Below are 22,986 nucleotides of genomic sequence, written 5' to 3' on the forward strand. Positions count from 1 at the left end.
ATTAGAAAACAAATCCATAAATTTACTTCTGTATGAAAAATAAGGAAGTCTTGATTATTGGTGGCGGTTTAGCAGGTTTGACTGCTGCAATACATTTATCCAAAATTGGATTCCAAGTAACCATTGTTGAAAAAAATGAATTTCCAAAACACAAAGTTTGTGGCGAATATATATCGAATGAAGTTTTGCCATATCTTAATTGGCTTAATTTAGATATCGCTTCTTTGCATCCGACAAATATTACTCATCTTGAATTTTCAACGGTTTCCGGAAAAACAATTAAAAACAGTTTGCCTCTTGGAGGATTCGGAATTAGTCGCTATACTCTCGATGAATATTTATTTAAAAAAGCAATTGCAAATGGCTGCGAAATAATCAAGGAAACTGCAGAATCTATTGTTTTTGATAATGATGAATTTACCCTGACCACTTCAGATAAGACTATTTTAAAATCGGAAGTTTTAATTGGTGCTTTTGGAAAACGATCCAATATCGATCAGAAATTAAATCGCAATTTCATTCAGAAAAAGTCTCCATGGCTGGCCGTGAAAGCGCACTATTCAGGAAATTTTCCTAATAACTTGGTCGGCTTGCACAATTTTAAAGGTGGATATTGCGGAGTTTCAAAAGTAGAAAATGACATTATTAATATTTGCTATTTGGCAGATTATAAAACCTTTAAACAATTTAAAAATATTGACGATTATCAAGAAAAAGTAGTTTCTCAGAATCCACATTTAAAAACAATTTTTGAACAAAGTAAACTCGTTTTTGAAAAACCTCTAACGATTAGCCAGATTTGTTTTGAGAAGAAACAAGCTGTTGAAAATCATATTTTAATGATTGGTGACACGGCTGGATTAATTCATCCTTTATGCGGAAACGGAATGGCAATGGCTATTCATAGTGCTAAAATTGTTTCAGAATTAATTGATAAATATTTCAAAAAAGAAATCAAATCCAGAAATAAATTAGAAGAAAAATACATTCAGGAATGGAATTTTAATTTTAGTCAACGATTGAAAATGGGAAGATTTTTATCGAATCTTTTGCAAAAGCAAAAACTATCCGGTGTATTGATGCGTATATTAATTATATTTCCATTTTTATTGCCAAAAATCATTAAAAAGACACACGGTAAACCTATAATTTTAAACTTATAAATGCTTCTAAATACCAAATACAGAACGGATGAACCTGAAACAATGGACGATTTTTCCATGGAAGGAGAAATCTTACGTGATGCCCTAGACAAAATTGCTAAAATTAACCAGCTTTTAGGAGGAAACCAGCTAACTTTACGAGGGGTTCAGAAACTTGTAGGAAGCATTTCCAAAACAACAACAATTTCGATCGTGGATGTAGGTTGTGGGAATGGTGATATGTTGCGAACCATAGCAGATTATGGGTTGAAAAATAATTTAAACTTTCAATTGATAGGGATTGATGCAAATAATTTCACTGTAAAACACGCGCAGCAATTATCTCAAAATTATCCTAATATAAGTTACCAATGTGAGGATATATTTGATAAATCTTTTGAAGAATTAAAATACGATATTGTTTTGTGTACTTTGACATTGCATCATTTTAAAGACAAAGAAATAGTTCATTTGTTAAATGTGTTTAATGCTAATTCGAATATTGGAATTGTTATTAATGACTTGCACAGGAGTGCAATAGCGTATCGTCTTTTTCAAGCATTATGTCTTGTCTTTCGATTGAATGATATGTCCCGTGAGGATGGGTTAATTTCGATTTTAAGAGGGTTTAAAAAAGTAGAATTAATACATTTTTCAGAAAAATTAAATTTCAGCAACTATAAAATCCAATGGAAGTGGGCTTTTCGTTACCAATGGATAATTTCAAAAATATGAGTGTAAAAATAAAAACAGTAAGCAAACAGTTGCCCAAATATTCAAGGAATACTGATGAAATCATTCCGTTTCTTGATGCTTGGCTGGTCGGACAAGACGAACGTTTCGTTAGAAAAGTAAAGAAAATTTTTGAAGGTGCTGCTGTTGATAAACGGTACTCGATTATGGATCCAATCGAGGTTTTTACGAAAACTTCCTTTGAAGAAAGAAACGATATTTATGTACGTGAAGTAATTGAATTAGGTGAAAAAGTTCTCGAAAAGGCGTTGGAAAAAGCGAATTGGAATCCCGAAGATTTGGATTATATCATCACCGTAAGTTGCACAGGAATTATGATTCCTTCATTAGATGCCTATTTAATTAATAAATTGAAATTGCGTCAGGATATTGTTCGGCTTCCCGTTACTGAAATGGGCTGTGCAGCGGGAATTTCCGGAATTATTTATGCTAAAAATTTCTTGCAGGCCAATCCCGGGAAACGGGCTGCCGTAATTGCTGTCGAAAGCCCAACGGCAACATTCCAATTGGATGATTTTTCGATGGCGAATATTGTAAGTGCGGCTATTTTTGGTGATGGAGCGGCTTGTGTTTTACTTTCTTCCCATGAAGAAGATGAAGGACCCGAAATTCTGGCGGAGGAAATGTATCATTTTTATGATAATATCCACATGATGGGCTTTAAACTTACAAATTCGGGATTGCAAATGGTATTGGATATTGAAGTTCCAGAAACGATTGCTTCCCATTTTCCAGATATTATTCATCCTTTCTTGGAAAAAAACAATCTGAGAATGGAGGATATTGACCATTTGATTTTTCATCCAGGTGGAAAGAAAATTGTCCAAACGGTTGAAGGCTTGTTTTCGGATTTAGGGAAAAATATAAACGATACTAAAGAAGTCTTGCGTTTATACGGGAATATGTCGAGCGCTACGGTTTTGTATGTTTTAGAGCGAATAATGGATGATCAGCCTAAAAAAGGAGAGAAAGGATTAATGCTGAGTTTTGGACCTGGATTTTCGGCACAAAGAGTTTTATTGCAGTTTTAGCCCCTAACCCCCAAAGGGGAGTAGAAAATCTATGAGAAAAGAAGAAATCATATCACAATTACCCTATTCCAAACCCTTTTTGTTTGTGGACGAAATTATCCATATTGATGAAAATGGAGTGGAAGGTAATTATACTTTTGATGAAAATCTGGATTTTTACAAAGGACATTTTAAGGATTTTCCAGTTACTCCTGGTGTTATTTTAACGGAAGTTATGGCTCAAATTGGGTTGGTTTGTCTAGGTATATTTTTATTAAATAATACATTTAGTAAAAGTACTTCAATTGCTTTAACATCAAATGATATTGAATTTTTAAAACCTGTTTTTCCAAATGAAAAAGTGATTGTGATTTCGGAAAAAATATATTTTAGATTTGGAAAACTAAAATGTAAAGTAATCATGAAAAATGAAAAAGGAGAAGTTGTTTGCACAGGAGTAATAGCAGGGATGATAATTTCTAAATAAATGAAAAAAAGAGTAGTAATTACGGGGCTTGGTGTAGTTGCTCCAAATGGAGTAGGGCTTGATGCGTTTACTCATGCCATCAAAAATGGTGTTTCGGGCATTAAAAAGGATCCGGAATTAGAACGATTGCAATTCTCCTGTCAGATTTCCGGAAAGCCTGAAGTTTCTACTGAATTAGCATTGCAATATTTTTCAGAATTAGAGTTACGTAACTTCAATTCTACGGGAATTTTATACGGAGTGATTGCAGGAATTGATGCATGGAAAGATGCCGGTCTATCTTTAGAAATTAATGAAGAACCGGATTGGGATAGCGGAACTGTTTTTGGCACAGGAACTTCAGGAATTGATAAATTTCGAGAAAGTATTTATAAAATTGACGATTTTCAAACTCGAAAACTAGGAAGCACCGCCGTGGCTCAAACAATGAATAGTGGCGTTAGTGCTTATTTAGGAGGAAAATTAGGTTTAGGAAATCAGGTAACCACGAATTCCTCGGCTTGTACTACCGGAACTGAAAGTATTTTGATGGCATATGAACGCATACAATCAGGCCTGGCAAAACGTATTTTAGCAGGAAGCACTAGTGATTCAGGTCCTTATATTTGGGGTGGATTCGATGCAATGCGCGTTTGTACTTTTAAACATAATGATTCCCCAGAGCAAGGTTCGAGACCTATGAGTGCAAGTGCTTCGGGATTTGTACCCGGAAGCGGAGCAGGAGCTTTGGTTTTGGAAGATTTAGAAACTGCGGTAGCTCGCGGTGCAAAAATTTACGCAGAAGTTTTAGGCGGAAATGCAAATTCTGGTGGACAACGCGGATTAGGAACTATGACAGCTCCAAATCCCGTCGCAGTTCAGAAATGTATAAAAAATGCCATTGAAAATGCAGGAATTCATCCAAATGAGATCGATGCTATTAACGGGCATTTGACAGCAACATCAAAAGATAGTTTAGAAATCCAGAATTGGAGTGAAGCTTTAGAAAGAAAGGGAAGTGATTTTCCGTATATCAATTCTTTGAAATCAATGGTAGGACATTGTTTGTCAGGCGCTGGTAGTATTGAAAGTGTGGCCTCGGTATTGCAATTACATGAGGGGTTTGTTTTTCCAAATATAAATTGTGAAGATTTACATCTCGAAATTGCAGCTCTTATTAATGAGTCCCGAATCCCAAGAAAATTAATTGAAAAAGAACTAAATATCGTTGTAAAAGCCAGTTTTGGTTTTGGAGATGTCAATGGCTGCGTTATTTTTAAGAAGTTTAAATCCCATCCCCAGCCCTTCCCAAAGGGAAGGGAGCCTAATCCAAAAAATTAATAGTTAACAGTATTCGAACTAATAAATAAACGTCTCATCTTATCGCCTTTGTAGGCTAAAAAATTGAATATGGATAAAGAACAAACAATCGGCGAATTAAAAAATATCGTAAAACCATACGTCGCAAATCAGGAAGCATTGGAAACATTGACGGAAGAAACTGATTTCATCAATGACTTGAAAATTAACTCTGCTAATTTAGTTGATGTTATTTTAGATATAGAAGAAAAATACAACATCGTAATTGATAATGAATCGATGGAACGAATGATCAACGTAAAATCAGCAATGGAAATTATTCAAGCTAAATTATCAGAAAAAGAATAACATGCCTAATACTTAAAAATAGTACGATAAAGTGATTGGAAACGATATAGTAGATTTGGCTTTAGCCAGAAAAGAAAGCAACTGGCAGCGCAAAGGTTTTTTAGATAAAATTTTCACTCAAAAAGAACAGTTGCTAATCAATAGTATGGAAAATCCTGAATTCACCGTTTGGAATTTATGGACCAGAAAAGAAGCTGCGTATAAAATTTATAACAGGCAGACTAATATTCGTGGGTATTTTCCTTTGAAACTAGAGTGCTTTTATCAAAGTGAGACTTCAGGAATGGTCAGCTGTAATGGTACTATCTATTATACAAATACCAAAATTTCAGATGAAAGTATTTATACAATTGCAGTTACAGAAGAAGATTATTTTATCCAAATTAAGGACCTGAATTTAGATGCTAAAATCTGCAAAACGAACGGGATTCCTTTTATAATTGAAGAATTTACTAAAATGAAAAAGCCCGTATCGATTTCTCATCACGGGCGTTTTTGGAAAGGAATTACCCTTTGATTTATAAATTCAGTTGTTATTTAATTCCCAATCTAGACTTTAATTTTAGGAATAATAATGCAATTTTATAAGCATCTTCGGATGAAGAATTACGATCACTTTTTGGTAGGTTGTATATGGTACTCAATTCGTCTAATGAGAATTGTTTATTATTAATATCCTGAAGTTTACGATACATCACATCTATATCTAAAGCTTCGTTTTTTAGACGACCACAATCCAATCTTTCCAGTGCGGCATTGATCATTTCTACATCGAAATCAATGTGATGTCCTACCAATACTGCATTTCCAATATAATCAATCAATAATTTTATAGCTTCAGGTTCCCCCAATTTTTTCATTTTACTTTCTACGATAAATTCGTTCGAAAGTCCATTATCGTGAAGAAATTTATATTGTAGCAAAACGGCCTCAAAGCTGTCTCCAATAACGATACTGTTATCGATTACTGCAAAAGAGCCAATCGATAAAATAACGTCTTTTACAGAATTTAAACCAGAAGTTTCGGTCGATAAAATCACAAAACGTTTTGATTTTTTATCAAATTTAGAAAGGTACGCCTTCCAAAACTCAGGATGTTCTTTATTAATATTTTTCAGCCAGTCGATCATACTTTATGAAAATTGGGTAAGTTGAAATTTACTTTTTATTAACTCCTCTAATTCTTTCATTGGAGCAAGAGCATTTTTTAATTTTTCTTTATCAATTTTTGATAATTCATTCAAATTTATAAATTGACCACAATCATCATTTTTTAATCCTTCAACTGTTCTAAATTTTGATAAAATCAAAAATGCTTCGGCGCAATTAAGATAAATCTCTGAATTTTTCACATCAGTAATTGCTAATTGTTTGAATCTAAGGAAGGTGTTGTTAATTCCTTTTATATTATAATTTAAAGTGAATAAACGCGCTCCGTCAATTAATGGCATTAAAGCACGCGTTTTTATATCAAATTTATTTTTGTTTGGTCCTTCTTCTTCTACATTCAAATTTTTGAAAAAAGTTAAAGGAGAGTTTTTTCTTAAGGCATCATTCCCTAAAAAATCAAAGAACAAAGTATTGTTTTTAGCATTCTTGAAAACGGTATCAGTTATGGTTTCTTCAATTTTTTGTTCTCCAAACGCAATTTCATAATCAAAGAAAATACTACTTAAATCATTGCTATTTTCACCTGGAGTATTCATCCAGCTGTTGTATTGCTTAGTCCAGTCTGTCAATGATTTACACCAAAGAATATTGCTTCCCATATGCCCATTTGGACATAGTTCATAGCCTATTTTTTCCAGCGTTGCAGTTGTTTTTTTTCCTAATTTCAGAAAATAGTCTTTTACATCTCTATATTTATCTGGTGTCACATCTTCAAAAATCAAAATACTGTCTTGATCGGTAAGCAACAATTGTTCTTTTCTTCCCTGACTACCTATGCTTAACCACGCAAAACGGGCAGGAGGGGACCCTAAATCTAAAATTGACAATTCAACCGAACGTTTAATCAGAGCCATGTTAATTTCGCTGGCAATATTATTTATATGAGAAAGAGGAATGTTTTTATGAATCGAATTTTGAATAAGATCAGCCAATCGTTCCCGAATTTGTTTTAAATCTTTTGGAGTTTGGGAACGTTTAATTTCTTTTATTAAAACACCCGGATTACTGGCTTGTGCAATAATCAAATCTCTTTCAGAAATTATTCCTTTTACTGCAGATTTATCTGTCCCGTCTTGCGTCACGCACAAATGAGTCATATTGTGTTTCAGCATAAGCAATTGAGCTTCTGCCAAGGAAACATTCTCTTGTACAGTTATTACTGGAGAAGACATTATTTTATCCACCGACGCTGTTAAGGCAAATCTACCGGTTGCAATTTTTGAACGCATATCGCTATCTGTAACAATACCAATAGGCATATTGTTATCGCAAACAATGACGTTATTCATTAGATTCTCGGTCATAAGTTGAGCGACCTCTATTACAGTACTTGTAATTGTTGTTTTTAAAGGAGAATTATTATAATTTAGTGATTGAAAATACTGCATTTCAGATTGTTGATCCGAATAGTATACATTATCCGAAATCAGTTTTCCTCTTAAATTTTCTTTGTCTTTTGGATTCGGCGTATTTGTTGCAAAACTCTCCAGTAAAAAATTAAGAACTTCTGAATTGTTGGCAACAAAAGGACGAAAAGTGGCGATGGGAATGGCGTAAATAATACTTTCTTCTCTAGCTTTGGCAGTCATCATGTAATTGTTTTTGGCAAAAAACGGACGTAAACCAAAAATATCCCCCACATGACACTTGTTTAATAACGTTTCTTCCGCATCAGCTATAACTGACAAATTGATAACCCCAGAAGCCACAACATAAAAACTGTCATGCAAAACATCATTAATTTGAAATAATATTTTATGCTTTTCTAAATTTACGACGCGTATGCTTGTAGCTATTTCAGATAATTCTTGAAAAGTCAAATGATTAAATGGTGGATATTCCTTTAAAAAATCAGCAATGTGCTCAGCAATTGAATTCATAGTTCTACAAATAGATAAAGTATTGATTGTAAAAATAACAAATTAAATAATTACAATACAGTCAATATTATAGTAAAAAAAATAATTTACACAAACCTTATTTTTTTCTTAAAATTAGTAAGAATTTACAATTAATTAAATAAAGTTATTTTAAGTTTGTAATTATAACTAAAACATTTTAAATCATGAGATTACTTAAAAAAATACCCTTGTTAACTTTTGCATTGTTGTTTATTAATTTCCTAAATGCTCAAGAAAAGCCAACAAGCACTAAGGAAGTTGTTACAGGTAAAATTAATGGCGCTACAATTACTATTAATTATGGTAGCCCATCTGTGAGAACTAGGGAAATCTGGGGCAAATTGGTTCCGTTTAATCAAGTTTGGCGCGCGGGCGCAAATGATGCAACCACATTTGAAACAGATAAAGAGCTGACCATTGAAGGATCAAAATTGCCGGCCGGTAAATATTCTTTTTTTGTTATCCCAAATGAAAAAGAATGTGTTATCATTTTTAATAAAGAACCAAAACAATGGGGAACTTATAAATATGATCAAAAACAAGATCAGTTACGAGTTACTGTAAAACAAAAACTTGCTGAAACAATAGCTGAAAAATTAGTTTACACTATAAATAAGGATACTGTTGTTTTAAGTTGGGAAAAATGGAACATACTATTTTCAGTTAAATAATTTATTTTAAATTCATATAACTCTAAAAGCACTTGTGAAAGGTAGTGCTTTTTATATTTTATGACTGTGCGTTAATCGGACCAAATTAAATTTAGGAACAATTATATTTATTATAAAATGGATAAATAATAGGTAAATCAAAAAAATCTATTTTACATAATATAAATTATAGTTCATTTTTATATATTGATTTTTAAGCAATATAACGCTAACCGGTACAATCCATTAGTCTACAAGATTAACCTTATATAAGAATATAGTGAATGGTGTTCGGAGCAACTAAGAATCTTTTAAATCAGATAAGATTAAATGCGATGTGGGTTCACCATAAACTAAAAGCCTATCAATGAATTGTTGCAAATGCAATTGGTCAATTAATACAACTTTCATAAAAATATTATGAGTTCCTGTGATTCTATAAACTTCATATATTTCAGGAAACTGATTCAAATCATCACAAAATATTTTCAGTTTTCCGCTAAAGAGTTTATACATGATAAAAACCTCTAAGCCAAAACCAAGTTTCGTATTATTAAGCTGTACGTTATATCCCAATATAACATTCGTGTCTTCCAATTTTTGAATTCGTTCACGAACTGATGACGGAGAAAGTCCAACTTGCTTTCCAATCTCTACAAATGAAGTTCTGGAATTAACTTTAAGACTTTCTATTATTTTTAAATCGATTGCATCTACCATAAATAAAGTGTTAATTAAGGCTAAATTACATTTATTTTATGGTATTACGACACTAAATCCATTGATTAGATTTTACTTTAAGTATTCGTTATTCTAATTTTGCACTATGGACACAATGCTATTATTACTTATTACTGGAATTTCTATAGGATTCTTTATTCAAACTATTACTGGTTTTGCAGGAGCTTTAGTTTCTTTGCCTTTTCTTTTGTTTGTTATGCCATTGTCTGATGCCATCGCCTATTTATCTATTTTCTATTCTATCTCGACACCCATTTATGTGTATAAAGAATGGGAAAATATTGATAAGTCTCTTCTCAAAAAACTATCGTTATCTTCCTTTATAGGACTGCTTATCGGAATTGTTGTGTTGGTCTATGGACAACCTTTAATTCTAAAAAAAGCATTGGGTTTATTTATCATTTTGATTGTTTTAAATAGTTTGAGAAGTAAAAAGGAACTGCTTATCATTTCAAAAATGAAATATGTTTTTGGATTTTTGGGAGGTTTTTTTTCAGGGGTTTTCTCCAGTGGCGGACCACTATATGTTGTTGTTGTGAAGAGCGAAACATCCGATGTCAAGACGTTTCGAGCAACAATGTTTGGTGTTTTAGGATTGGTTACAATGATGCGTATCCCTGTTTTAATTTTTGAAGGAATTTTGACGGTCGGTAAATTATACAACTCATTATATGTCTTGCCTTTTTTTATATTAGCACTATTTTTAGGAAATAAAGTCTTCTTAAAATTAAACGAGGTTCTATTTAAGAAAATTATGTTAATCCTTCTTTTTATTTCTGGAATCGTGCTATTGGTAAAATAATAATTAGTTAAATAACAAATCTTACATTGAAAGCTGAAAGTGATTCGATTCGTATCTTAAATATTTACCTTTGCAAAAATTTTAAAAATGCAATTTGATGAGTAATGAATCAAATACAAAAACAAAATATATAAAGTTAATTCTAATTTTAGGTTCATTAACTGCGCTGGGTCCATTTTCAATTGATATGTATTTACCCGGTTTTGCAGGAATTGCCAAGGATTTAAATACTTCAGTTGCAAATGTCTCTATGACTTTATCCAGTTATTTTATTGGAATTTCGGCGGGTCAATTGCTTTATGGACCATTGTTAGATCGCTTTGGTCGAAAAAAACCACTATTTATAGGATTGTTGGTTTACATTTTGGCATCACTAGGTTGTTTTTTTGTAACTGATATTAATACTTTTATTGGTTTACGATTCATTCAGGCTTTGGGTAGCTGTGCTGCCACGGTAGCTTCGGTTTCTATGGTTCGTGATTTATTTCCTGTTAAAGATATTCCAAAAGTATTCTCATTATTAATGTTGGTTGTTGGGCTTTCGCCGATGCTGGCACCAACAATTGGAGGTTATATCACGGCAGATTACGGCTGGCATACCGTCTTTTTTATACTAATGTGCTTAGGAATTTTAATTCTTTTAGCAGCCCATTTTGGTTTGCCAAATACCTATAAACCGGACACTTCAATTTCATTAAAACCAAAACCTATTATTACTAATTTTATAGGTATTGTAAAAGAACCTCAGTTTTATACCTATGCTTTTACAGGAGCGGTAGCTTTCTCCGGATTGTTTACTTATGTAGCAGCTTGTCCTATTTTATTTATGGATATTTTTAAAGTGGATGCTAAAGTTTACGGTTGGATATTTGCTTTTATGTCGTTGAGTTTTATCAGTGCCAGCCAGCTTAATTCTGTTTTGTTGAATAGATTCAAAAGCGAGCAAATGATTTTTGGGGCATTAATTTCACAATCCGTTATTGTAATCGTGTTTCTTATACTCTCCATGAATGGTTTATTAGGTTTGTACGGAACAATTACTATGTTGTTTTTATTCCTTGCCTGTCTGGGAATATCTAATCCTAATACGGCAGGACTCACCCTTGCTCCTTTTACCAGAAATGCAGGAAGTGCCTCTGCCTTAATGGGCGCTATTCAATTGGGATTAGGTGCTTTGGCATCATTTGCCGTTGGTATTTTTGTCAAAAATTCCTCAGTTCCGATGGTTGTTATTATGACAGTTACAACACTTTTAGCATTATTGATTTTAATTCTTGGAAAACGAACCATAAAAAAAACTACCAAAACCTCTCACGATGAAGGAATTGCAATACTTGATTAATATTGAATGTAATTTAGTCTTATTTTGATTCTATTTATATTTTTTTATAAGGTCGGATAATCATGCGCAAAGATTGATCTTTTGAAAAATAAGCAATCATCCAATTAAAAAATGTTTTGATCCTGTTGCGATACGTTATCAATGAAATAAGATGGATGAATAGCCAGATAATCCAAGCAAAAAATCCTTTGAAATGCATTTTTGGTTTGGGTAAATCAACAACCGCTTTATTTTTTCCAATAATTGCCATAGATCCTTTATCATTATATTTAAAGGGTTTTAATGGCTTATTTTTTGTCATTAGTTTAAAATTCTTAGCCAAATTTATTCCTTGTTGAATTGCAACTTGTGCTACTTGAGGATGACCATTAGGAAAATCTAAATCTGTGAGTTGGATGCAAGTATCACCTATAGCAAAGATGTTTTCAGTACCATTAACTTTATTGAATGCATCAGTCGCCATTCGTTTTCCGCGACCATAACTTTCAGCTGGAATCCCTTCGAAAACCATTGCTGAAACTCCTGCTGCCCAAATTAAATTTTTGGTTTGAATTGTTTCCCCATTTCCAAAATATACCGTGTCATCGATATAATCCACAACAGTTGTGTTTAACTTTACTATAATGCCTAATTTTGTGAGCGCTTCCAATGTATTTTCCTGAGAAGCTTTACTCATCGGGGACAGTACGGCATTTGATCCATCAATCAAATAAATATTACTTGCGGTCGTACTTAATTCCGGATATTCTTTTAATAAAATATTTTTACTCATCTCAGCAAACATGCCAGAAACTTCAACTCCTGTAGGCCCACCACCGGCAACAACAATGGTTAAAAGCGCTCTACGTTTACGAATGTCTTTACAAATGGTAGCTTTTTCCAAATTTTTTAATATGGTATTGCGCATTTCAATGGCATCAACGAGCGTTTTCATCGGAATGGCATTTTTCTTTACGTTTTCCATTCCGAAATAACTCGTTTCAGCTCCAGTGGCAAAAACTAAGTAATCGTATTCTAGTTCGCCATTATTCAGAATAATTTTATTTTCTGCAGGATTTACTTTTAGTAAGTTTCCCAGACGAAATTTTAGATTTTTTTTACCGGCAAAAAATTTCCTAAAAGGATAGCTTATACTGGAGGGCTCTAAAAAAGCGGTGGCTACTTGATAAATAAGTGGCGGAAAGAAATTATAATTGTTTTTGTCAACGAGTGTTACCTGAATTCCTGTTTGATTTAAAAGTTCTTTGGCAAGATTGATTCCTGCAAAACCGCCTCCAATGATTACAATATTCATAAGCTGTTATTTATGGTTTTAGTAAAAAAAATATCATAAAGATACTTCATATATTTGGAGGCTGTTAAATTTCCAAATAGTAAATAACTATGATTGTATTATTTTTCTATTTTTTTTATATAGAAGCGTCTCTTTTATTTAACGATAAAATTCACCAATATGCCATAGAATACCAGATGGATCATGTATAAAACATTCTTTTCCCCAATCATATTCGGTAATTGGAACTAGTTTTACCTTTTTATATTTGTTGGTCAAATTTAGTTCCAGAAGGCTTTTCCAAAATTGATTGACATCTTCTACTTCTAAGAAAAGCATCGTGTTATCTATCCAATCTTGAATAAAAGCATCTTGTAAATAAAAGACCAATCCATCCACTTTGAATACTGATAAATTTGGACTCAAAATAGTTTCTTCAAAACCCAACTCACTATAAAAATTTCTAGACACTTCAAAGTCTTTGGCACCAATAAAAGCACGAATCGATTTAGCTTTGGTCATCATAATGATTGTAATATTTGTTTATATTTTTCAGAAATGTAGCAGCGGAACTAAAATAGAAATAAAAAATTTAAAAGCACAATCATTAATTAATTAGAAACAAAAAAAACCATTGCACCGCTTTATCAAGCATTGCAATGGTTTTTCAATTATATAACAGAAAAAATTCTATTTTATTTTTTGTTTTTTCACCGGTTTCTCTGCCGGTTCGTTTTTGTTTTGCAACAAATAATTAGCCAATAATTTTTCGATCAATTCGTCCTTTGTCAAGTGATGAAAAACGGTTTTTATTTTGTTTTTCAATTCCGCATCTACTTGGTGGTTGGGTTTTGTCTTGAATATTTGTTTGGCCCATAATAGAGCGTTGTTTTCTTCGATGCTTAGCGCACTTGGTTTTTTGAACTCGGTGAATTTGATTCCCAGTTCTTTTTCGAAATCGGCAATTTCTTTTTCTTCTTCTGGTTGTAAAACAGTCAAGGAAAGCCCCTTTGCTCCTGCTCTGGCAGTTCTTCCGCTACGGTGAACGTAAGTTTCATAAACGTCCGGTAAATGGTAATTCACGACATAAGAGATTTCCTTTACGTCAATTCCTCTCGCGGCAAGGTCCGTTGCTACTAATATATTGATATGTCCTTCACGGAATTGCTCCATGATTCTATCACGAATTCCTTGCGATAAACTGCCGTGCAATGCGCCAGATGAATACCTATTGATTGCCAGATTTTTAGCTAATTTATTGACCGCTGCTTTAGTTTTACAAAAAATAATACCGCGTTCGCCTTCTTTTGAATTTAGAAAATGCATCAAAACATCCAGTTTCTCAATAGGATTTACTACTATATATTCATGATCAATTCCTTGATTTCCTATCGTTTCCATATTGGAGCTAACCTGTACCACGTTTTTATTCAGGTAATTTTGAATAAGTTGTTTAATGGTTCCAGGCATAGTAGCTGAAAACAAAAAGGTTTTGTGAGATGTAGGTAATTCGGCAATTATTTCATCTAAACCTTCTTTCAAAATGGTAATCATTTCATCGGCTTCATCAAGCACCAGGAATTTGGTTTCTTTTAAGTTTATCGCTTTACGCTGAATCAAATCAATCAAACGTCCAGGAGTTGCTACTACAATGTGAGTAGGCAATAGCAGTCTTTCTATTTGTGGTTTTATTGGGATTCCGCCGCAAGTTGCCGCAATAGAAACTTCAGGCAGGTATTTTGCGAAAGATTCCAAATTTCTGAAAATCTGCTGTCCTAATTCTCGTGTCGGTACTAAAATTACTGCTTGAATAACAGGAGAATCAGGATCGATTAATTGCAATAATGGTAATCCAAATGCCGCTGTTTTTCCAGTTCCAGTTTTAGCAAGACCTACAAAATCAGTTGTGTTTGATAATAGTAACGGAATTGTTTTTTGCTGAATTTCTGTTGGTACAACAATATTCAAATCAGACAGTGCATTCAATATGGGAGTAGAAATTCCTAAATCAGAGAATTGTTTTGACATTTTTTTGGATTTTATAATTTTATAAAAATAGTTGTTTTGTAAACGTGATTTTTAGCCCCGATGGAAACGGCATCCTGTTGTGGCGGTGTTCGCCATAACAGATATAGTGTACAGTGGGATTAGCTACTAGATAAGAAAATATTAATCTTCATCCGGTTCGTTCATGATTTTTTCACGATATTTTTTCCCTGTCAGCAATATTAGTTTTAATTTGTAATCGTCAACAAGCCACTCACGGTAATTTTTACTGCACTGACTTAAACATTTTGAATAGCGCTTGATACGACAATCGATATCATCATCTAACATTTTGCCTAATGCTTTGGCTTCTTGTAAGGTTTCAGAATTATCAACACACATGGCAGCGTGCTGTTCCAATGATTTTTCCAGCACTTCTTTTGAGCGTAAATTTAATGCAATGATTAACTTATGTTCCTCATCCACATCAAAAGTTACTACTTCTGTTTTACTAAATTTAGCGCGTAATTCCGGAGGCATTGAATATTTGAAATACAATTCTATTTCCGTATCATCACGTAAATTTTCTAGATAAAACTCCGGTGATTTAAAAATATGTTGCCAGTTTACTGGTTCACTCCACAACCCAAATCGGGCTGCATTATTCCCTAAATCGATAACATTAAATATATCTTTATTAGGCAGTTTTCTAGAACCGCGACCAATCATTTGATAGTAAAGTGTTAAAGATTTTGTCGCTCGGTTCAAAATAATGGTTTCTACTGTAGGTTCATCAAAACCTGTCGTAAGAATTCCAACGGATGTTAAAATAGCGTCCGGAGTATTCTTAAACCAATGTAAAATATCTTTTCGTTCCTCGTTATTGCTGGTGTTGTCAAGATGGCGAATTTCATAACCTGCTTCTCTGAAAGTTTCATAAACATACAGAGAGGTATTGATACCATTATTGAAAATTAAAGTTTTCTTTCCTAAAGATTTCTCCGTGTAGGCATGCAATAATTTTTCCTGCATGGCCATGTTCGTATATAAATCATCCGATGATTTTACGGTGTAATCTCCATTAATACCTACTTTCAACGAGGTCAATCCTACATCATAACTATAGGTAATTGCTTTTGCCAAAAAGCCTTGATCAATCAATGAGCTAATGGTATCTCCTACAATTAATTCATCATAACTTTCATGCATTGGCAATTTAATATTCGAACTCAAAGGCGTTGCTGTAACCCCTAATATGAAAGCATTTTTAAAAGAACTTAATAATTTTCTGAAGGAGTTGTAATGCGCTTCATCAATAATTACTAAACCAATATTGTCCAAATGTAGTTTTTCATCATTAATTCGGTTTTTTAAAGTCTCTACCATCGCCACAAAACAAGAATAATCGTTTTGGTCCGGAAGTTCTTTTACTTTGCTGTTGATGATTTTGTTTTTCACATCAAAACCCTTCAACATTTTTGAAGTTTGTTTGCAAAGCTCTATTCTGTGTGTTAAAACAACTACTTTTTTGTCGTGTTTTGACAAATAGCGGCGTACGATTTCAGAAAAAACTACTGTCTTCCCTCCACCAGTGGGCAGTTGGTACAACAAATGATGTTGACGAGGTCCATTGTCGATACGTTCAAAGATAGCATCTATGTCCCCTTTTTGGTAGGCATAAAGTTCTTTTTTGTCTTCGATTTCGATTTCTAAAGTGTTTTGGGACATTGCTTATTGTTGGATTTTTGCAAAAATACGCCTAAAAAACAGTTTTATTGTCAATTTTAATAAAAAAAAAGAGGAGTCATTAAATAAAATAGAATTATGCAACAACATAGTATTCCAATCGTTCTATTATCGCATTGAACTCGGGTTCATTATGCCATTTTTGTTTAATGGATTGATTATGAATGGATAGTATTCTTGTCTTAAAATCGTTTATAATTCCGTTAGCAATCAAAAATATTACAGCTTGTTTAAAGGAATTGAACATACTTTTGAAAAATAATTCTTGCTTTATAAGATTTTCGGAGGAGTAAGTTTGTGCAATTTCAATATTGTAGAGCATTACATCGGCAATTATAAAAGGATCTACCCCCAAAAGAATAAAATGCTTGATGTATTTTTGAGCAACGGATCGTCTCATTTTTGGTTTGCTTCGTCTTCCTGTTTTTTTTATCGGATAATATTCATTTGAGATTTTCAGTTTGCATTCCTGTAAAAGGGTTTGTTCCTTTGGATTGAAAACAAAATTATAATACACTTTAACGGGGCTAAATTTCTCGTACAATTCTATAATTTGTTCTTCGAGTTGATCTTTATTGAGTTCTGTCAAATATTTTTTTAAATCGCGCTTGCTCATTATCAAAGTTTAAGAATACAAAAGTAAATTACTTTAGGATTCAATAGATTAAAAATCAATGATAATACTTATTTTTGTACATTATCAATCAAAAATATAGTAAATGCTCAAGATTTTCAAGGTTATAGCAATTCTGGAAGGAATATCTTATCTAGTTTTATTTTCGAATATGCTTTTTATCAAGCCTACAAATTTAGCACTTTACAAAACGTTGCTTTATCCTATAGGAATGAGTCACGGAATACTATTTATAGGATATATTATATTGGCTTTTTTATTGAAAAAATCTCAAAAATGGGATTTTAAAAACTTTATCATTATTCTAATTGCCTCATTAATTCCTTTAGGCACTTTTTATGTAGATAAAAAATACCTGAAAAATGTATAAATTCATAGAGAAATTATTCACTTTTTTATATCCAATATATAGAAAATGGGGATTAGGAAGCAATTTAGCCTCTTATCTGAGTTTACTTCTAAATATTGCCATTCTCTGCCTTTTGGCTTACGCGATTTATTACGTATTCAGGCTCGTTTTAGTCACTGTCATGATGGTTATAGCTCAGAAAACCAAAACTAAATTTGATGATTTATTAGTAACCAATAAAACGGCAAAATACATAGCCCATTTAATCCCGTTATTGTTTATTTATAAATCAGTTCCAATAATTTTAGAGCGATATGAATATTGGGAAGGTGTTTTTGGTAAAGTGGTGGGGATTTATATTGTCATCTTGGTTTTATGGATCATTCGAACCATCTTTAATGCTTTAAGAGATTATTTAAAACTAAAGCCCAGGTACAGTGACAAACCCATTGACAGCTTTATTCAGGTAGTTATGATTGCTCTTTGGATGGTCGGAATTACAGTGATTATCTCTAAATTATTTGATATTGACCAAAAAGAGCTTTTAACCATTTTAGGAGCCGTGTCTGCGGTGATAATTTTGATTTTCAGAGATACAATTTTAGGTTTTGTATCCAGCGTTCAAGTCTCTATAAACGACATGGTTCGCATTGGCGATTGGATTACAATGGATAAATTTGGTGCAGACGGAGATGTAATTGAAATCAATCTTGCAACCGTAAAAGTTCGAAATTTTGACAATACAACTACCACTATTCCAACGTATAGTTTGAGTTCTGACTCCTTTCAAAACTGGCGCGGAATGCTGAATTCAGATGGGAGACGTATCAAAAGGCACATTCTTATTAAAACGAGTAGTATTCGTTTTTTGGAAGAAGCAGAATTAAATGACTTGAAGAAAATTCATCTTATATCGGATTATATTGACACCCGAAAATTAGAAATAGACAAATATAATTCTAACAATAAAATAGATAAATCAATTGCTATTAACGGACGAAATTTGACCAATTTAGGCTTATTTCGAAAATATATTACAGAATATCTATTCAATTATCCCGGTTTAAATAGAGATATGCTGATGCTTTGTCGTCAATTGCAATCTACTTCTCACGGAGTTCCGCTTGAAGTTTATGCATTTTCACATGACAAACGATTTGAGAATTATGAGTACATCATGTCGGATATATTCGACCATATTATTGCCTCAGTAGGTTATTTTGATTTGGAAATTTTTGAAACGGTCTCCGAAAATGATTTTAAAGTTTAAGAGCCGCTTTTTGTTTGGGTTTCCTTACAATCTAGGGAAAACTACATACGATCTTTAATAAATTCTATCGTTTTTTTGCCATGAGCTTTTGGTTTTCCATCAGTATCCAAATTTACCATTGTCGTGTTATCAATAGTGATAATTGTTTCGCGCGTCATCATGTTTCTGGCCTCACATTTTAGTATTAGCGAAGTATTTCCAAATTTTACAACATCAATACCTATTTCTATAATATCACCCTGTTTTGCTGAGCTTCGAAAGTTGATTTCCGACATGTGCTTGGTAACAATTCGAGTATTTTCTAATTGAATAATGGTGTATAAAGCCAATTCTTCATCAATCCAAGCTAATAATTTACCTCCAAATAAAGTTCCGTTAGGGTTTAGATCTTCTGGTTTTACCCATTTTCTAGTGTGAAATCGCATAATTTTTCTTTATATCTGCAAAAATAAACTTTTCTTACGGCTATTTTCTTTATTTTTAAAGAAAAATACCATGAACGAACGCGATACTTTTTTAAAAGAATTTAGAGGACAAACAATAGGCTCCGTGACAAATCAGTCTTCTACCGAAGAATCATTTCAAAATGAAGTGCTTAGACCTGTTTTAAAGTTGCAAAACGATTTGTTTATTGCTTCTTTTATCAATTATGTCTTAAAAAATAAAGCAGATTTTTATAGCTTCACCCTTGAAAAAAAGTTATCAGTTATAGAAAATGCAATCCAAAAAGACGTCAAGTTTAGAAATGCTTTAAAGGGAATGATAATAGGATTATTCACCATCGATGAGTATTCAGAGTATATAAAAAATTCTTCCAGTATCAACAAAAGAATGATGAGTATGCTTATCGAAAGATTAAAAAGTCAAGTACAATTATTTGAAGCAAATGTCAATTCCTAATTCTGTAATTCGAATTACTGTTCAAAAGCTTTATTCTGCTATTTTTTTAATAGAAGATCAGATTTGCACCTAAATTCTAGTTTTTTTAAACACTTTCATCATTGAATTCAAAAATGTAGTGTATAAGAAACCTCTTGTTTTTTTATGTATAGTTTAAAAAAGGAGTCCTAGTTTATATATAAATCACAATTTCATTACCATTTAATAATATTCTTTGCTTTATCGAATAATTATAAGTTAAGCTTAATTTTTTGTGATTTTTACTCGGTTTTTTTTATTATAATTGTTAAAATTAAAATTATGAAGGAAGAATATTTCAAATGGTATTCCCCGCATCTAACTAGAGATATTGAAATGCTGGTTTTTGGACATGCTGGATATCCTATAATTCTATTTCCATCTTCAATGGGGAGTTTTCATGAAAATAAGGATATGGGATTGATAGACTCTGCAAAATGGTTCATTAAGAAAGGTTTACTCCAAATATTTTGTCCCGATAGTGTTGATAAAGACAGTTTTTACAATAAAAAAATCCATCCTGTACATCGCATAGAAAATCATGTTAAATATGACAAAATGATTTGTCATGAAATTGTTGAAAAAATAAAAAACAACACAACTTCAGGAAAAGTGGCTATGGCAGGTTGCAGTTTTGGCGGATACCATGCCGCTAATTTTGCTTTTCGTCATCCGGGATATGTAAGTCACCTATTTTCTATGAGCGGTGCTTTTAATATTAAGAATTTTATGGATGGTTTTCATAATGATGCTGTGTTTTACAACAGTCCGGAGGATTATTTATATGGCTTAAATGATCCGGAATTATGGAATATGGATATTGTTTTAGGAACTTCTAACTGGGATATTTGTTTTGATGCGAATCTAAAATTAAGCAAGATTTTAAGTGAAAGAAATATCCATCACTGGCTGGATATTCGTCATGATAAAAATCATGATTGGCCAATCTGGAAAGAGATGTTTCCTCATTATTTATCAAGAATCAAATTTTTTTAAAATTATAAAGTTGCGTGCATCAAGTATTATGTAATTAAAAAATTAAGGGATGAAAAAAATTGGAATTTTATTTGGAATGGAAGATACCTTCCCACAAGCATTTATTGACAGAGTAAACTCGAAAAATGAAAAAGGAATTATTGCCGAAGCAGTTGCCATTGATAAAGTAGTTCAAAATAAAGACGGTGAATATGCTGTGATTATTGATAGAATTTCACAAGATGTTCCTTTTTATCGCGCCTATTTAAAAAATGCCGCTTTGACAGGAACAAATGTGATTAACAATCCTTTTTGGTGGAGTGCTGATGATAAATTTTTCAATAATGCATTAGCTGATACGCTTGGAGTTCCATTACCAAATACGGTGATTCTTCCGTCAGCGGAGCATCCTACGGATACGACTGGGAAATCATTTAGAAACTTAAAATATCCGATGGATTGGCAAGGGATTTTCGACTATATAGGCTTTCCGGCTTATATGAAACCGTATGCTGGCGGAGGCTGGAAAAACGTTTACCGATTGGAAAATGTTGAAGAATTTTGGAAAAAACATCAGGAAACCGGACAACTTGTGATGATGTTACAAGAAGAAATTGTTTTTACAGAATATTTCAGAGTGTACTGTTTGGGTTGTAAAGCCGTGCGAATAATGCAATATGAACCAAGAAATCCGCATCATTTGCGCTATGTAATCGATGGACCTCCAACAGATAAAAAATTATTAGCAACTATAAAAGACTATACTTTGCGACTTTGTAAAGGATTAGGATATGATTTTAATACGGTTGAATTTGCGGTACGAGACGGAATTCCCTATGCAATAGATTTTGGAAATCCCGCTCCTGATGCTGAATTGACTTCCGTAGGTGCCGAAAACTTTGAATGGGTAGTTGAAGAAGCTGCAAAAATGGCTATCGCTGCCGCAAAAAAACAAAAACCGGGTAAAATTAATCTCACTTGGGGAACTTTTATAAAAGATGCAGCAAAATAGTTTTCGGTCACAGTTTTCCGTAAACACACTGAAAACTGCGACTGCGACTGAACACTAAAAAAATGATTATGTTAAACAAACTACCCGTATTTACATTAGGTGTTGAAGAAGAATATCAAATCATTGATCCTGAGACAAGAGATTTGCGTTCGCATTTATCTAAAATTGTTGATGGTGCCAAAATAATATTAAACGAACAGGTGAAGGCGGAAATGCATCAATCTGTTGTAGAAGTTGGGACTAATATTTGTAAAAGTGTTGCTGAAGCTAAATGTGAAATTAAATTTTTGCGCTCTAAAATCGTTGAATTAGCCGATAAGCAGGATTTAATTGTGGGTGGTGCCGGAACGCATCCGTTTTCTAAATGGCAGGATCAGCCCATTACCGATGATCCCAGATATCATGATATTGTGAATGAATTGCAAGATGCAGCGCGATCCAATTTAATTTTTGGAATGCATTGTCATGTGGGTATTGAAAACCGCGAAATTGGATTGCAATTGATGAATCAGGCGACTTATTTTTTGCCTCATATTTTTGCGCTTTCTACGAATTCTCCTTTTTGGGAAGGACGAAAAACGGGTTATAAATCATTTAGAACCAAAGTTTTTGATAAGTTTCCAAGAACCGGATTACCGGAATATTTTGATTCGGTTGCCGCATACCAAAATTATTTAGACACCTTAGTTAAAACCAATTGTATAGACAATCCAAAAAAGATTTGGTGGGATTTGCGCTTGCATCCGTTTTACAATACGATTGAATTTAGGATTTGCGATATGTGCTTAACAGTGGACGAAACCATTTGTATTGTGGCTATTATTCAAGCAATTGTAGCTAAGCTCTATAAACTTAATATGAATAATACTAGTTTTAATATTTATAGGCTAGCCCTGATAAAAGAAAATAAATTTCGTGCCGCTCGTTACGGAATTGATAATAATATGATTGATTTTGGTTTGCAAAAAGAGGTGGAAACGAAGATACTTATTCTAGAACTCCTTGATTTCATTGATGATGTAGTAGATGAATTGGGAAGTCGAGATGATATCAATTATGTTCATGAGATTTTGAAAAACGGAACTGGAGCGGACAAACAGTTGGCTGTTTTTGAAGAAACGGGTAATCTTTCCAGAGTGGTTGATTTTATTACTGGTGAATTTACAAAAGGATTGTAA

The 22,986-nt window shown here is 32.8% G+C and carries 25 protein-coding genes; 16 read left to right on the top strand and 9 right to left on the bottom strand.

Features of this window, described 5'->3' with window-relative positions; all coding sequences use genetic code 11:
* Nucleotides 1–32 precede the first annotated feature (32 nt).
* The 7 genes from ACFX5E_RS06675 (at nucleotide 33) to ACFX5E_RS06705 (ending at nucleotide 5,556) form a co-directional block, all read left to right on the top strand.
* Nucleotides 33–1,163, top strand: a complete 1,131-nt coding sequence (locus tag ACFX5E_RS06675) for an NAD(P)/FAD-dependent oxidoreductase (RefSeq protein ID WP_379854413.1) — start codon at nucleotides 33–35, stop codon at nucleotides 1,161–1,163.
* The gene (locus ACFX5E_RS06680) at nucleotides 1,164–1,877 is read left to right on the top strand and encodes a methyltransferase domain-containing protein (protein WP_379854414.1); all 714 of its coding nucleotides are present in this window, start codon (nucleotides 1,164–1,166) and stop codon (nucleotides 1,875–1,877) included.
* The gene (locus ACFX5E_RS06685; RefSeq protein ID WP_379854415.1) at nucleotides 1,874–2,926 is read left to right on the top strand and encodes a type III polyketide synthase; all 1,053 of its coding nucleotides are present in this window, start codon (nucleotides 1,874–1,876) and stop codon (nucleotides 2,924–2,926) included. Before ACFX5E_RS06680 ends, ACFX5E_RS06685 begins: the two co-directional genes overlap by 4 nt.
* Nucleotides 2,927–2,957: 31 nt before the next feature.
* Complete coding sequence (locus ACFX5E_RS06690; RefSeq protein ID WP_379854416.1) at nucleotides 2,958–3,392, top strand: 3-hydroxyacyl-ACP dehydratase FabZ family protein; 435 nt, start codon at nucleotides 2,958–2,960, stop codon at nucleotides 3,390–3,392.
* Nucleotides 3,393–4,712, top strand: a complete 1,320-nt coding sequence (locus ACFX5E_RS06695) for a beta-ketoacyl-[acyl-carrier-protein] synthase family protein (protein WP_379854417.1) — start codon at nucleotides 3,393–3,395, stop codon at nucleotides 4,710–4,712. It begins immediately after the preceding gene.
* 69 nt (nucleotides 4,713–4,781) lie between these two features.
* Nucleotides 4,782–5,039, top strand: coding sequence for an acyl carrier protein (locus ACFX5E_RS06700; RefSeq protein WP_379854418.1), 258 nt, complete (start codon nucleotides 4,782–4,784; stop codon nucleotides 5,037–5,039).
* 31 nt (nucleotides 5,040–5,070) lie between these two features.
* Nucleotides 5,071–5,556, top strand: coding sequence for a 4'-phosphopantetheinyl transferase family protein (locus ACFX5E_RS06705; protein WP_379854419.1), 486 nt, complete (start codon nucleotides 5,071–5,073; stop codon nucleotides 5,554–5,556).
* A 16-nt stretch (nucleotides 5,557–5,572) separates the two neighbouring features.
* Here ACFX5E_RS06705 and ACFX5E_RS06710 read toward each other — a convergent pair whose 3' ends face one another.
* Both ACFX5E_RS06710 and ACFX5E_RS06715 read right to left on the bottom strand, forming a co-directional pair.
* The gene (locus ACFX5E_RS06710) at nucleotides 5,573–6,169 is read right to left on the bottom strand and encodes a 3'-5' exonuclease (RefSeq protein ID WP_379854420.1); all 597 of its coding nucleotides are present in this window, start codon (nucleotides 6,167–6,169) and stop codon (nucleotides 5,573–5,575) included.
* A 3-nt stretch (nucleotides 6,170–6,172) separates the two neighbouring features.
* Nucleotides 6,173–8,089, bottom strand: coding sequence for a DUF294 nucleotidyltransferase-like domain-containing protein (locus ACFX5E_RS06715; RefSeq protein ID WP_379854421.1), 1,917 nt, complete (start codon nucleotides 8,087–8,089; stop codon nucleotides 6,173–6,175).
* A gap of 185 nt (nucleotides 8,090–8,274) precedes the next feature.
* Between ACFX5E_RS06715 and ACFX5E_RS06720 the strand changes: the two genes are divergently transcribed.
* A complete protein-coding gene (locus tag ACFX5E_RS06720; RefSeq protein WP_379854422.1) occupies nucleotides 8,275–8,781 on the top strand; it encodes a DUF2911 domain-containing protein in 507 nt (168 codons plus the stop codon).
* 279 nt (nucleotides 8,782–9,060) lie between these two features.
* Here the strand turns inward: ACFX5E_RS06720 and ACFX5E_RS06725 are convergent, their stop codons facing one another.
* On the bottom strand, nucleotides 9,061–9,480 hold the full coding sequence (locus ACFX5E_RS06725) for an Lrp/AsnC family transcriptional regulator (RefSeq protein ID WP_379854423.1): 420 nt from the start codon (nucleotides 9,478–9,480) through the stop codon (nucleotides 9,061–9,063).
* Between the two features lie 106 nt (nucleotides 9,481–9,586).
* On the opposite strand from ACFX5E_RS06725, the gene ACFX5E_RS06730 reads away from it, so the two are divergent.
* Nucleotides 9,587–10,303: a TSUP family transporter gene (locus tag ACFX5E_RS06730; RefSeq protein WP_379854424.1), complete on the top strand. Its 717-nt coding sequence runs from the start codon at nucleotides 9,587–9,589 to the stop codon at nucleotides 10,301–10,303.
* 97 nt (nucleotides 10,304–10,400) lie between these two features.
* Entirely contained in the window at nucleotides 10,401–11,645 is a 1,245-nt protein-coding gene (locus tag ACFX5E_RS06735; protein ID WP_379854425.1) for a multidrug effflux MFS transporter, read from the top strand.
* 34 nt (nucleotides 11,646–11,679) lie between these two features.
* On the opposite strand, the gene ACFX5E_RS06740 is transcribed toward ACFX5E_RS06735, so the two are convergent.
* From ACFX5E_RS06740 to ACFX5E_RS06760, 5 genes are all read right to left on the bottom strand, one after another.
* Nucleotides 11,680–12,939: an NAD(P)/FAD-dependent oxidoreductase gene (locus ACFX5E_RS06740; RefSeq protein ID WP_379854426.1), complete on the bottom strand. Its 1,260-nt coding sequence runs from the start codon at nucleotides 12,937–12,939 to the stop codon at nucleotides 11,680–11,682.
* Between the two features lie 138 nt (nucleotides 12,940–13,077).
* Nucleotides 13,078–13,443, bottom strand: a complete 366-nt coding sequence (locus ACFX5E_RS06745; protein WP_379854427.1) for a VOC family protein — start codon at nucleotides 13,441–13,443, stop codon at nucleotides 13,078–13,080.
* 165 nt (nucleotides 13,444–13,608) lie between these two features.
* Nucleotides 13,609–14,946, bottom strand: a complete 1,338-nt coding sequence (locus ACFX5E_RS06750) for a DEAD/DEAH box helicase (RefSeq protein WP_379854428.1) — start codon at nucleotides 14,944–14,946, stop codon at nucleotides 13,609–13,611.
* Nucleotides 14,947–15,087: 141 nt separating this feature from the next.
* Nucleotides 15,088–16,632: a DEAD/DEAH box helicase gene (locus ACFX5E_RS06755; protein ID WP_103999449.1), complete on the bottom strand. Its 1,545-nt coding sequence runs from the start codon at nucleotides 16,630–16,632 to the stop codon at nucleotides 15,088–15,090.
* Nucleotides 16,633–16,726: 94 nt separating this feature from the next.
* A complete protein-coding gene (locus ACFX5E_RS06760) occupies nucleotides 16,727–17,266 on the bottom strand; it encodes a DUF6155 family protein (RefSeq protein ID WP_379854429.1) in 540 nt (179 codons plus the stop codon).
* Nucleotides 17,267–17,369: 103 nt separating this feature from the next.
* On the opposite strand from ACFX5E_RS06760, the gene ACFX5E_RS06765 reads away from it, so the two are divergent.
* Both ACFX5E_RS06765 and ACFX5E_RS06770 read left to right on the top strand, forming a co-directional pair.
* A complete protein-coding gene (locus ACFX5E_RS06765) occupies nucleotides 17,370–17,654 on the top strand; it encodes a DUF3817 domain-containing protein (RefSeq protein WP_379854430.1) in 285 nt (94 codons plus the stop codon).
* Nucleotides 17,647–18,903 carry a mechanosensitive ion channel family protein gene (locus ACFX5E_RS06770; RefSeq protein ID WP_379854431.1) on the top strand — a complete coding sequence of 419 codons (1,257 nt, stop codon included), beginning with the start codon at nucleotides 17,647–17,649 and terminating at the stop codon, nucleotides 18,901–18,903. The genes ACFX5E_RS06765 and ACFX5E_RS06770 overlap by 8 nt, the downstream gene beginning before the upstream one ends.
* A 41-nt stretch (nucleotides 18,904–18,944) precedes the next feature.
* Here ACFX5E_RS06770 and ACFX5E_RS06775 read toward each other — a convergent pair whose 3' ends face one another.
* Nucleotides 18,945–19,328: an acyl-CoA thioesterase gene (locus tag ACFX5E_RS06775; RefSeq protein WP_379854432.1), complete on the bottom strand. Its 384-nt coding sequence runs from the start codon at nucleotides 19,326–19,328 to the stop codon at nucleotides 18,945–18,947.
* 70 nt (nucleotides 19,329–19,398) lie between these two features.
* Between ACFX5E_RS06775 and ACFX5E_RS06780 the strand changes: the two genes are divergently transcribed.
* The 4 genes from ACFX5E_RS06780 to ACFX5E_RS06795 all read left to right on the top strand — a co-directional run bounded on the left by ACFX5E_RS06780 (nucleotide 19,399) and on the right by ACFX5E_RS06795 (nucleotide 22,986).
* Entirely contained in the window at nucleotides 19,399–19,803 is a 405-nt protein-coding gene (locus ACFX5E_RS06780) for a glyoxalase (RefSeq protein ID WP_379854433.1), read from the top strand.
* Nucleotides 19,804–20,103: 300 nt separating this feature from the next.
* Nucleotides 20,104–20,817, top strand: a complete 714-nt coding sequence (locus tag ACFX5E_RS06785; protein ID WP_379854435.1) for an esterase family protein — start codon at nucleotides 20,104–20,106, stop codon at nucleotides 20,815–20,817.
* A 49-nt stretch (nucleotides 20,818–20,866) separates the two neighbouring features.
* Complete coding sequence (locus ACFX5E_RS06790; protein WP_379854436.1) at nucleotides 20,867–21,808, top strand: ATP-grasp domain-containing protein; 942 nt, start codon at nucleotides 20,867–20,869, stop codon at nucleotides 21,806–21,808.
* A 62-nt stretch (nucleotides 21,809–21,870) separates the two neighbouring features.
* Nucleotides 21,871–22,986 carry a carboxylate-amine ligase gene (locus ACFX5E_RS06795; protein WP_379854437.1) on the top strand — a complete coding sequence of 372 codons (1,116 nt, stop codon included), beginning with the start codon at nucleotides 21,871–21,873 and terminating at the stop codon, nucleotides 22,984–22,986.

The organism is Flavobacterium xylosi, assembly GCF_042787345.1.
Taxonomy (GTDB): domain Bacteria; phylum Bacteroidota; class Bacteroidia; order Flavobacteriales; family Flavobacteriaceae; genus Flavobacterium; species Flavobacterium xylosi.

Excerpts from the sequence above, each read along its gene's own strand:
- ACFX5E_RS06735 (WP_379854425.1), top strand. The coding sequence starts at position 10,401 with ATGAGTAATGAATCAAATACAAAAACAAAATATATAAAGTTAATTCTA.
- ACFX5E_RS06730 (WP_379854424.1), top strand. The coding sequence starts at position 9,587 with ATGGACACAATGCTATTATTACTTATTACTGGAATTTCTATAGGATTC.
- ACFX5E_RS06715 (WP_379854421.1), bottom strand. The coding sequence starts at position 8,089 with ATGAATTCAATTGCTGAGCACATTGCTGATTTTTTAAAGGAATATCCA.
- ACFX5E_RS06770 (WP_379854431.1), top strand. The coding sequence starts at position 17,647 with ATGTATAAATTCATAGAGAAATTATTCACTTTTTTATATCCAATATAT.
- ACFX5E_RS06695 (WP_379854417.1), top strand. The coding sequence starts at position 3,393 with ATGAAAAAAAGAGTAGTAATTACGGGGCTTGGTGTAGTTGCTCCAAAT.
- ACFX5E_RS06790 (WP_379854436.1), top strand. The coding sequence starts at position 20,867 with ATGAAAAAAATTGGAATTTTATTTGGAATGGAAGATACCTTCCCACAA.
- ACFX5E_RS06750 (WP_379854428.1), bottom strand. The coding sequence starts at position 14,946 with ATGTCAAAACAATTCTCTGATTTAGGAATTTCTACTCCCATATTGAAT.
- ACFX5E_RS06785 (WP_379854435.1), top strand. The coding sequence starts at position 20,104 with ATGAAGGAAGAATATTTCAAATGGTATTCCCCGCATCTAACTAGAGAT.
- ACFX5E_RS06675 (WP_379854413.1), top strand. The coding sequence starts at position 33 with ATGAAAAATAAGGAAGTCTTGATTATTGGTGGCGGTTTAGCAGGTTTG.
- ACFX5E_RS06710 (WP_379854420.1), bottom strand. The coding sequence starts at position 6,169 with ATGATCGACTGGCTGAAAAATATTAATAAAGAACATCCTGAGTTTTGG.
- ACFX5E_RS06780 (WP_379854433.1), top strand. The coding sequence starts at position 19,399 with ATGAACGAACGCGATACTTTTTTAAAAGAATTTAGAGGACAAACAATA.
- ACFX5E_RS06755 (WP_103999449.1), bottom strand. The coding sequence starts at position 16,632 with ATGTCCCAAAACACTTTAGAAATCGAAATCGAAGACAAAAAAGAACTT.
- ACFX5E_RS06740 (WP_379854426.1), bottom strand. The coding sequence starts at position 12,939 with ATGAATATTGTAATCATTGGAGGCGGTTTTGCAGGAATCAATCTTGCC.
- ACFX5E_RS06725 (WP_379854423.1), bottom strand. The coding sequence starts at position 9,480 with ATGGTAGATGCAATCGATTTAAAAATAATAGAAAGTCTTAAAGTTAAT.
- ACFX5E_RS06775 (WP_379854432.1), bottom strand. The coding sequence starts at position 19,328 with ATGCGATTTCACACTAGAAAATGGGTAAAACCAGAAGATCTAAACCCT.
- ACFX5E_RS06685 (WP_379854415.1), top strand. The coding sequence starts at position 1,874 with ATGAGTGTAAAAATAAAAACAGTAAGCAAACAGTTGCCCAAATATTCA.
- ACFX5E_RS06700 (WP_379854418.1), top strand. The coding sequence starts at position 4,782 with ATGGATAAAGAACAAACAATCGGCGAATTAAAAAATATCGTAAAACCA.
- ACFX5E_RS06745 (WP_379854427.1), bottom strand. The coding sequence starts at position 13,443 with ATGATGACCAAAGCTAAATCGATTCGTGCTTTTATTGGTGCCAAAGAC.
- ACFX5E_RS06765 (WP_379854430.1), top strand. The coding sequence starts at position 17,370 with ATGCTCAAGATTTTCAAGGTTATAGCAATTCTGGAAGGAATATCTTAT.
- ACFX5E_RS06690 (WP_379854416.1), top strand. The coding sequence starts at position 2,958 with ATGAGAAAAGAAGAAATCATATCACAATTACCCTATTCCAAACCCTTT.
- ACFX5E_RS06720 (WP_379854422.1), top strand. The coding sequence starts at position 8,275 with ATGAGATTACTTAAAAAAATACCCTTGTTAACTTTTGCATTGTTGTTT.
- ACFX5E_RS06680 (WP_379854414.1), top strand. The coding sequence starts at position 1,164 with ATGCTTCTAAATACCAAATACAGAACGGATGAACCTGAAACAATGGAC.
- ACFX5E_RS06760 (WP_379854429.1), bottom strand. The coding sequence starts at position 17,266 with ATGAGCAAGCGCGATTTAAAAAAATATTTGACAGAACTCAATAAAGAT.
- ACFX5E_RS06795 (WP_379854437.1), top strand. The coding sequence starts at position 21,871 with ATGATTATGTTAAACAAACTACCCGTATTTACATTAGGTGTTGAAGAA.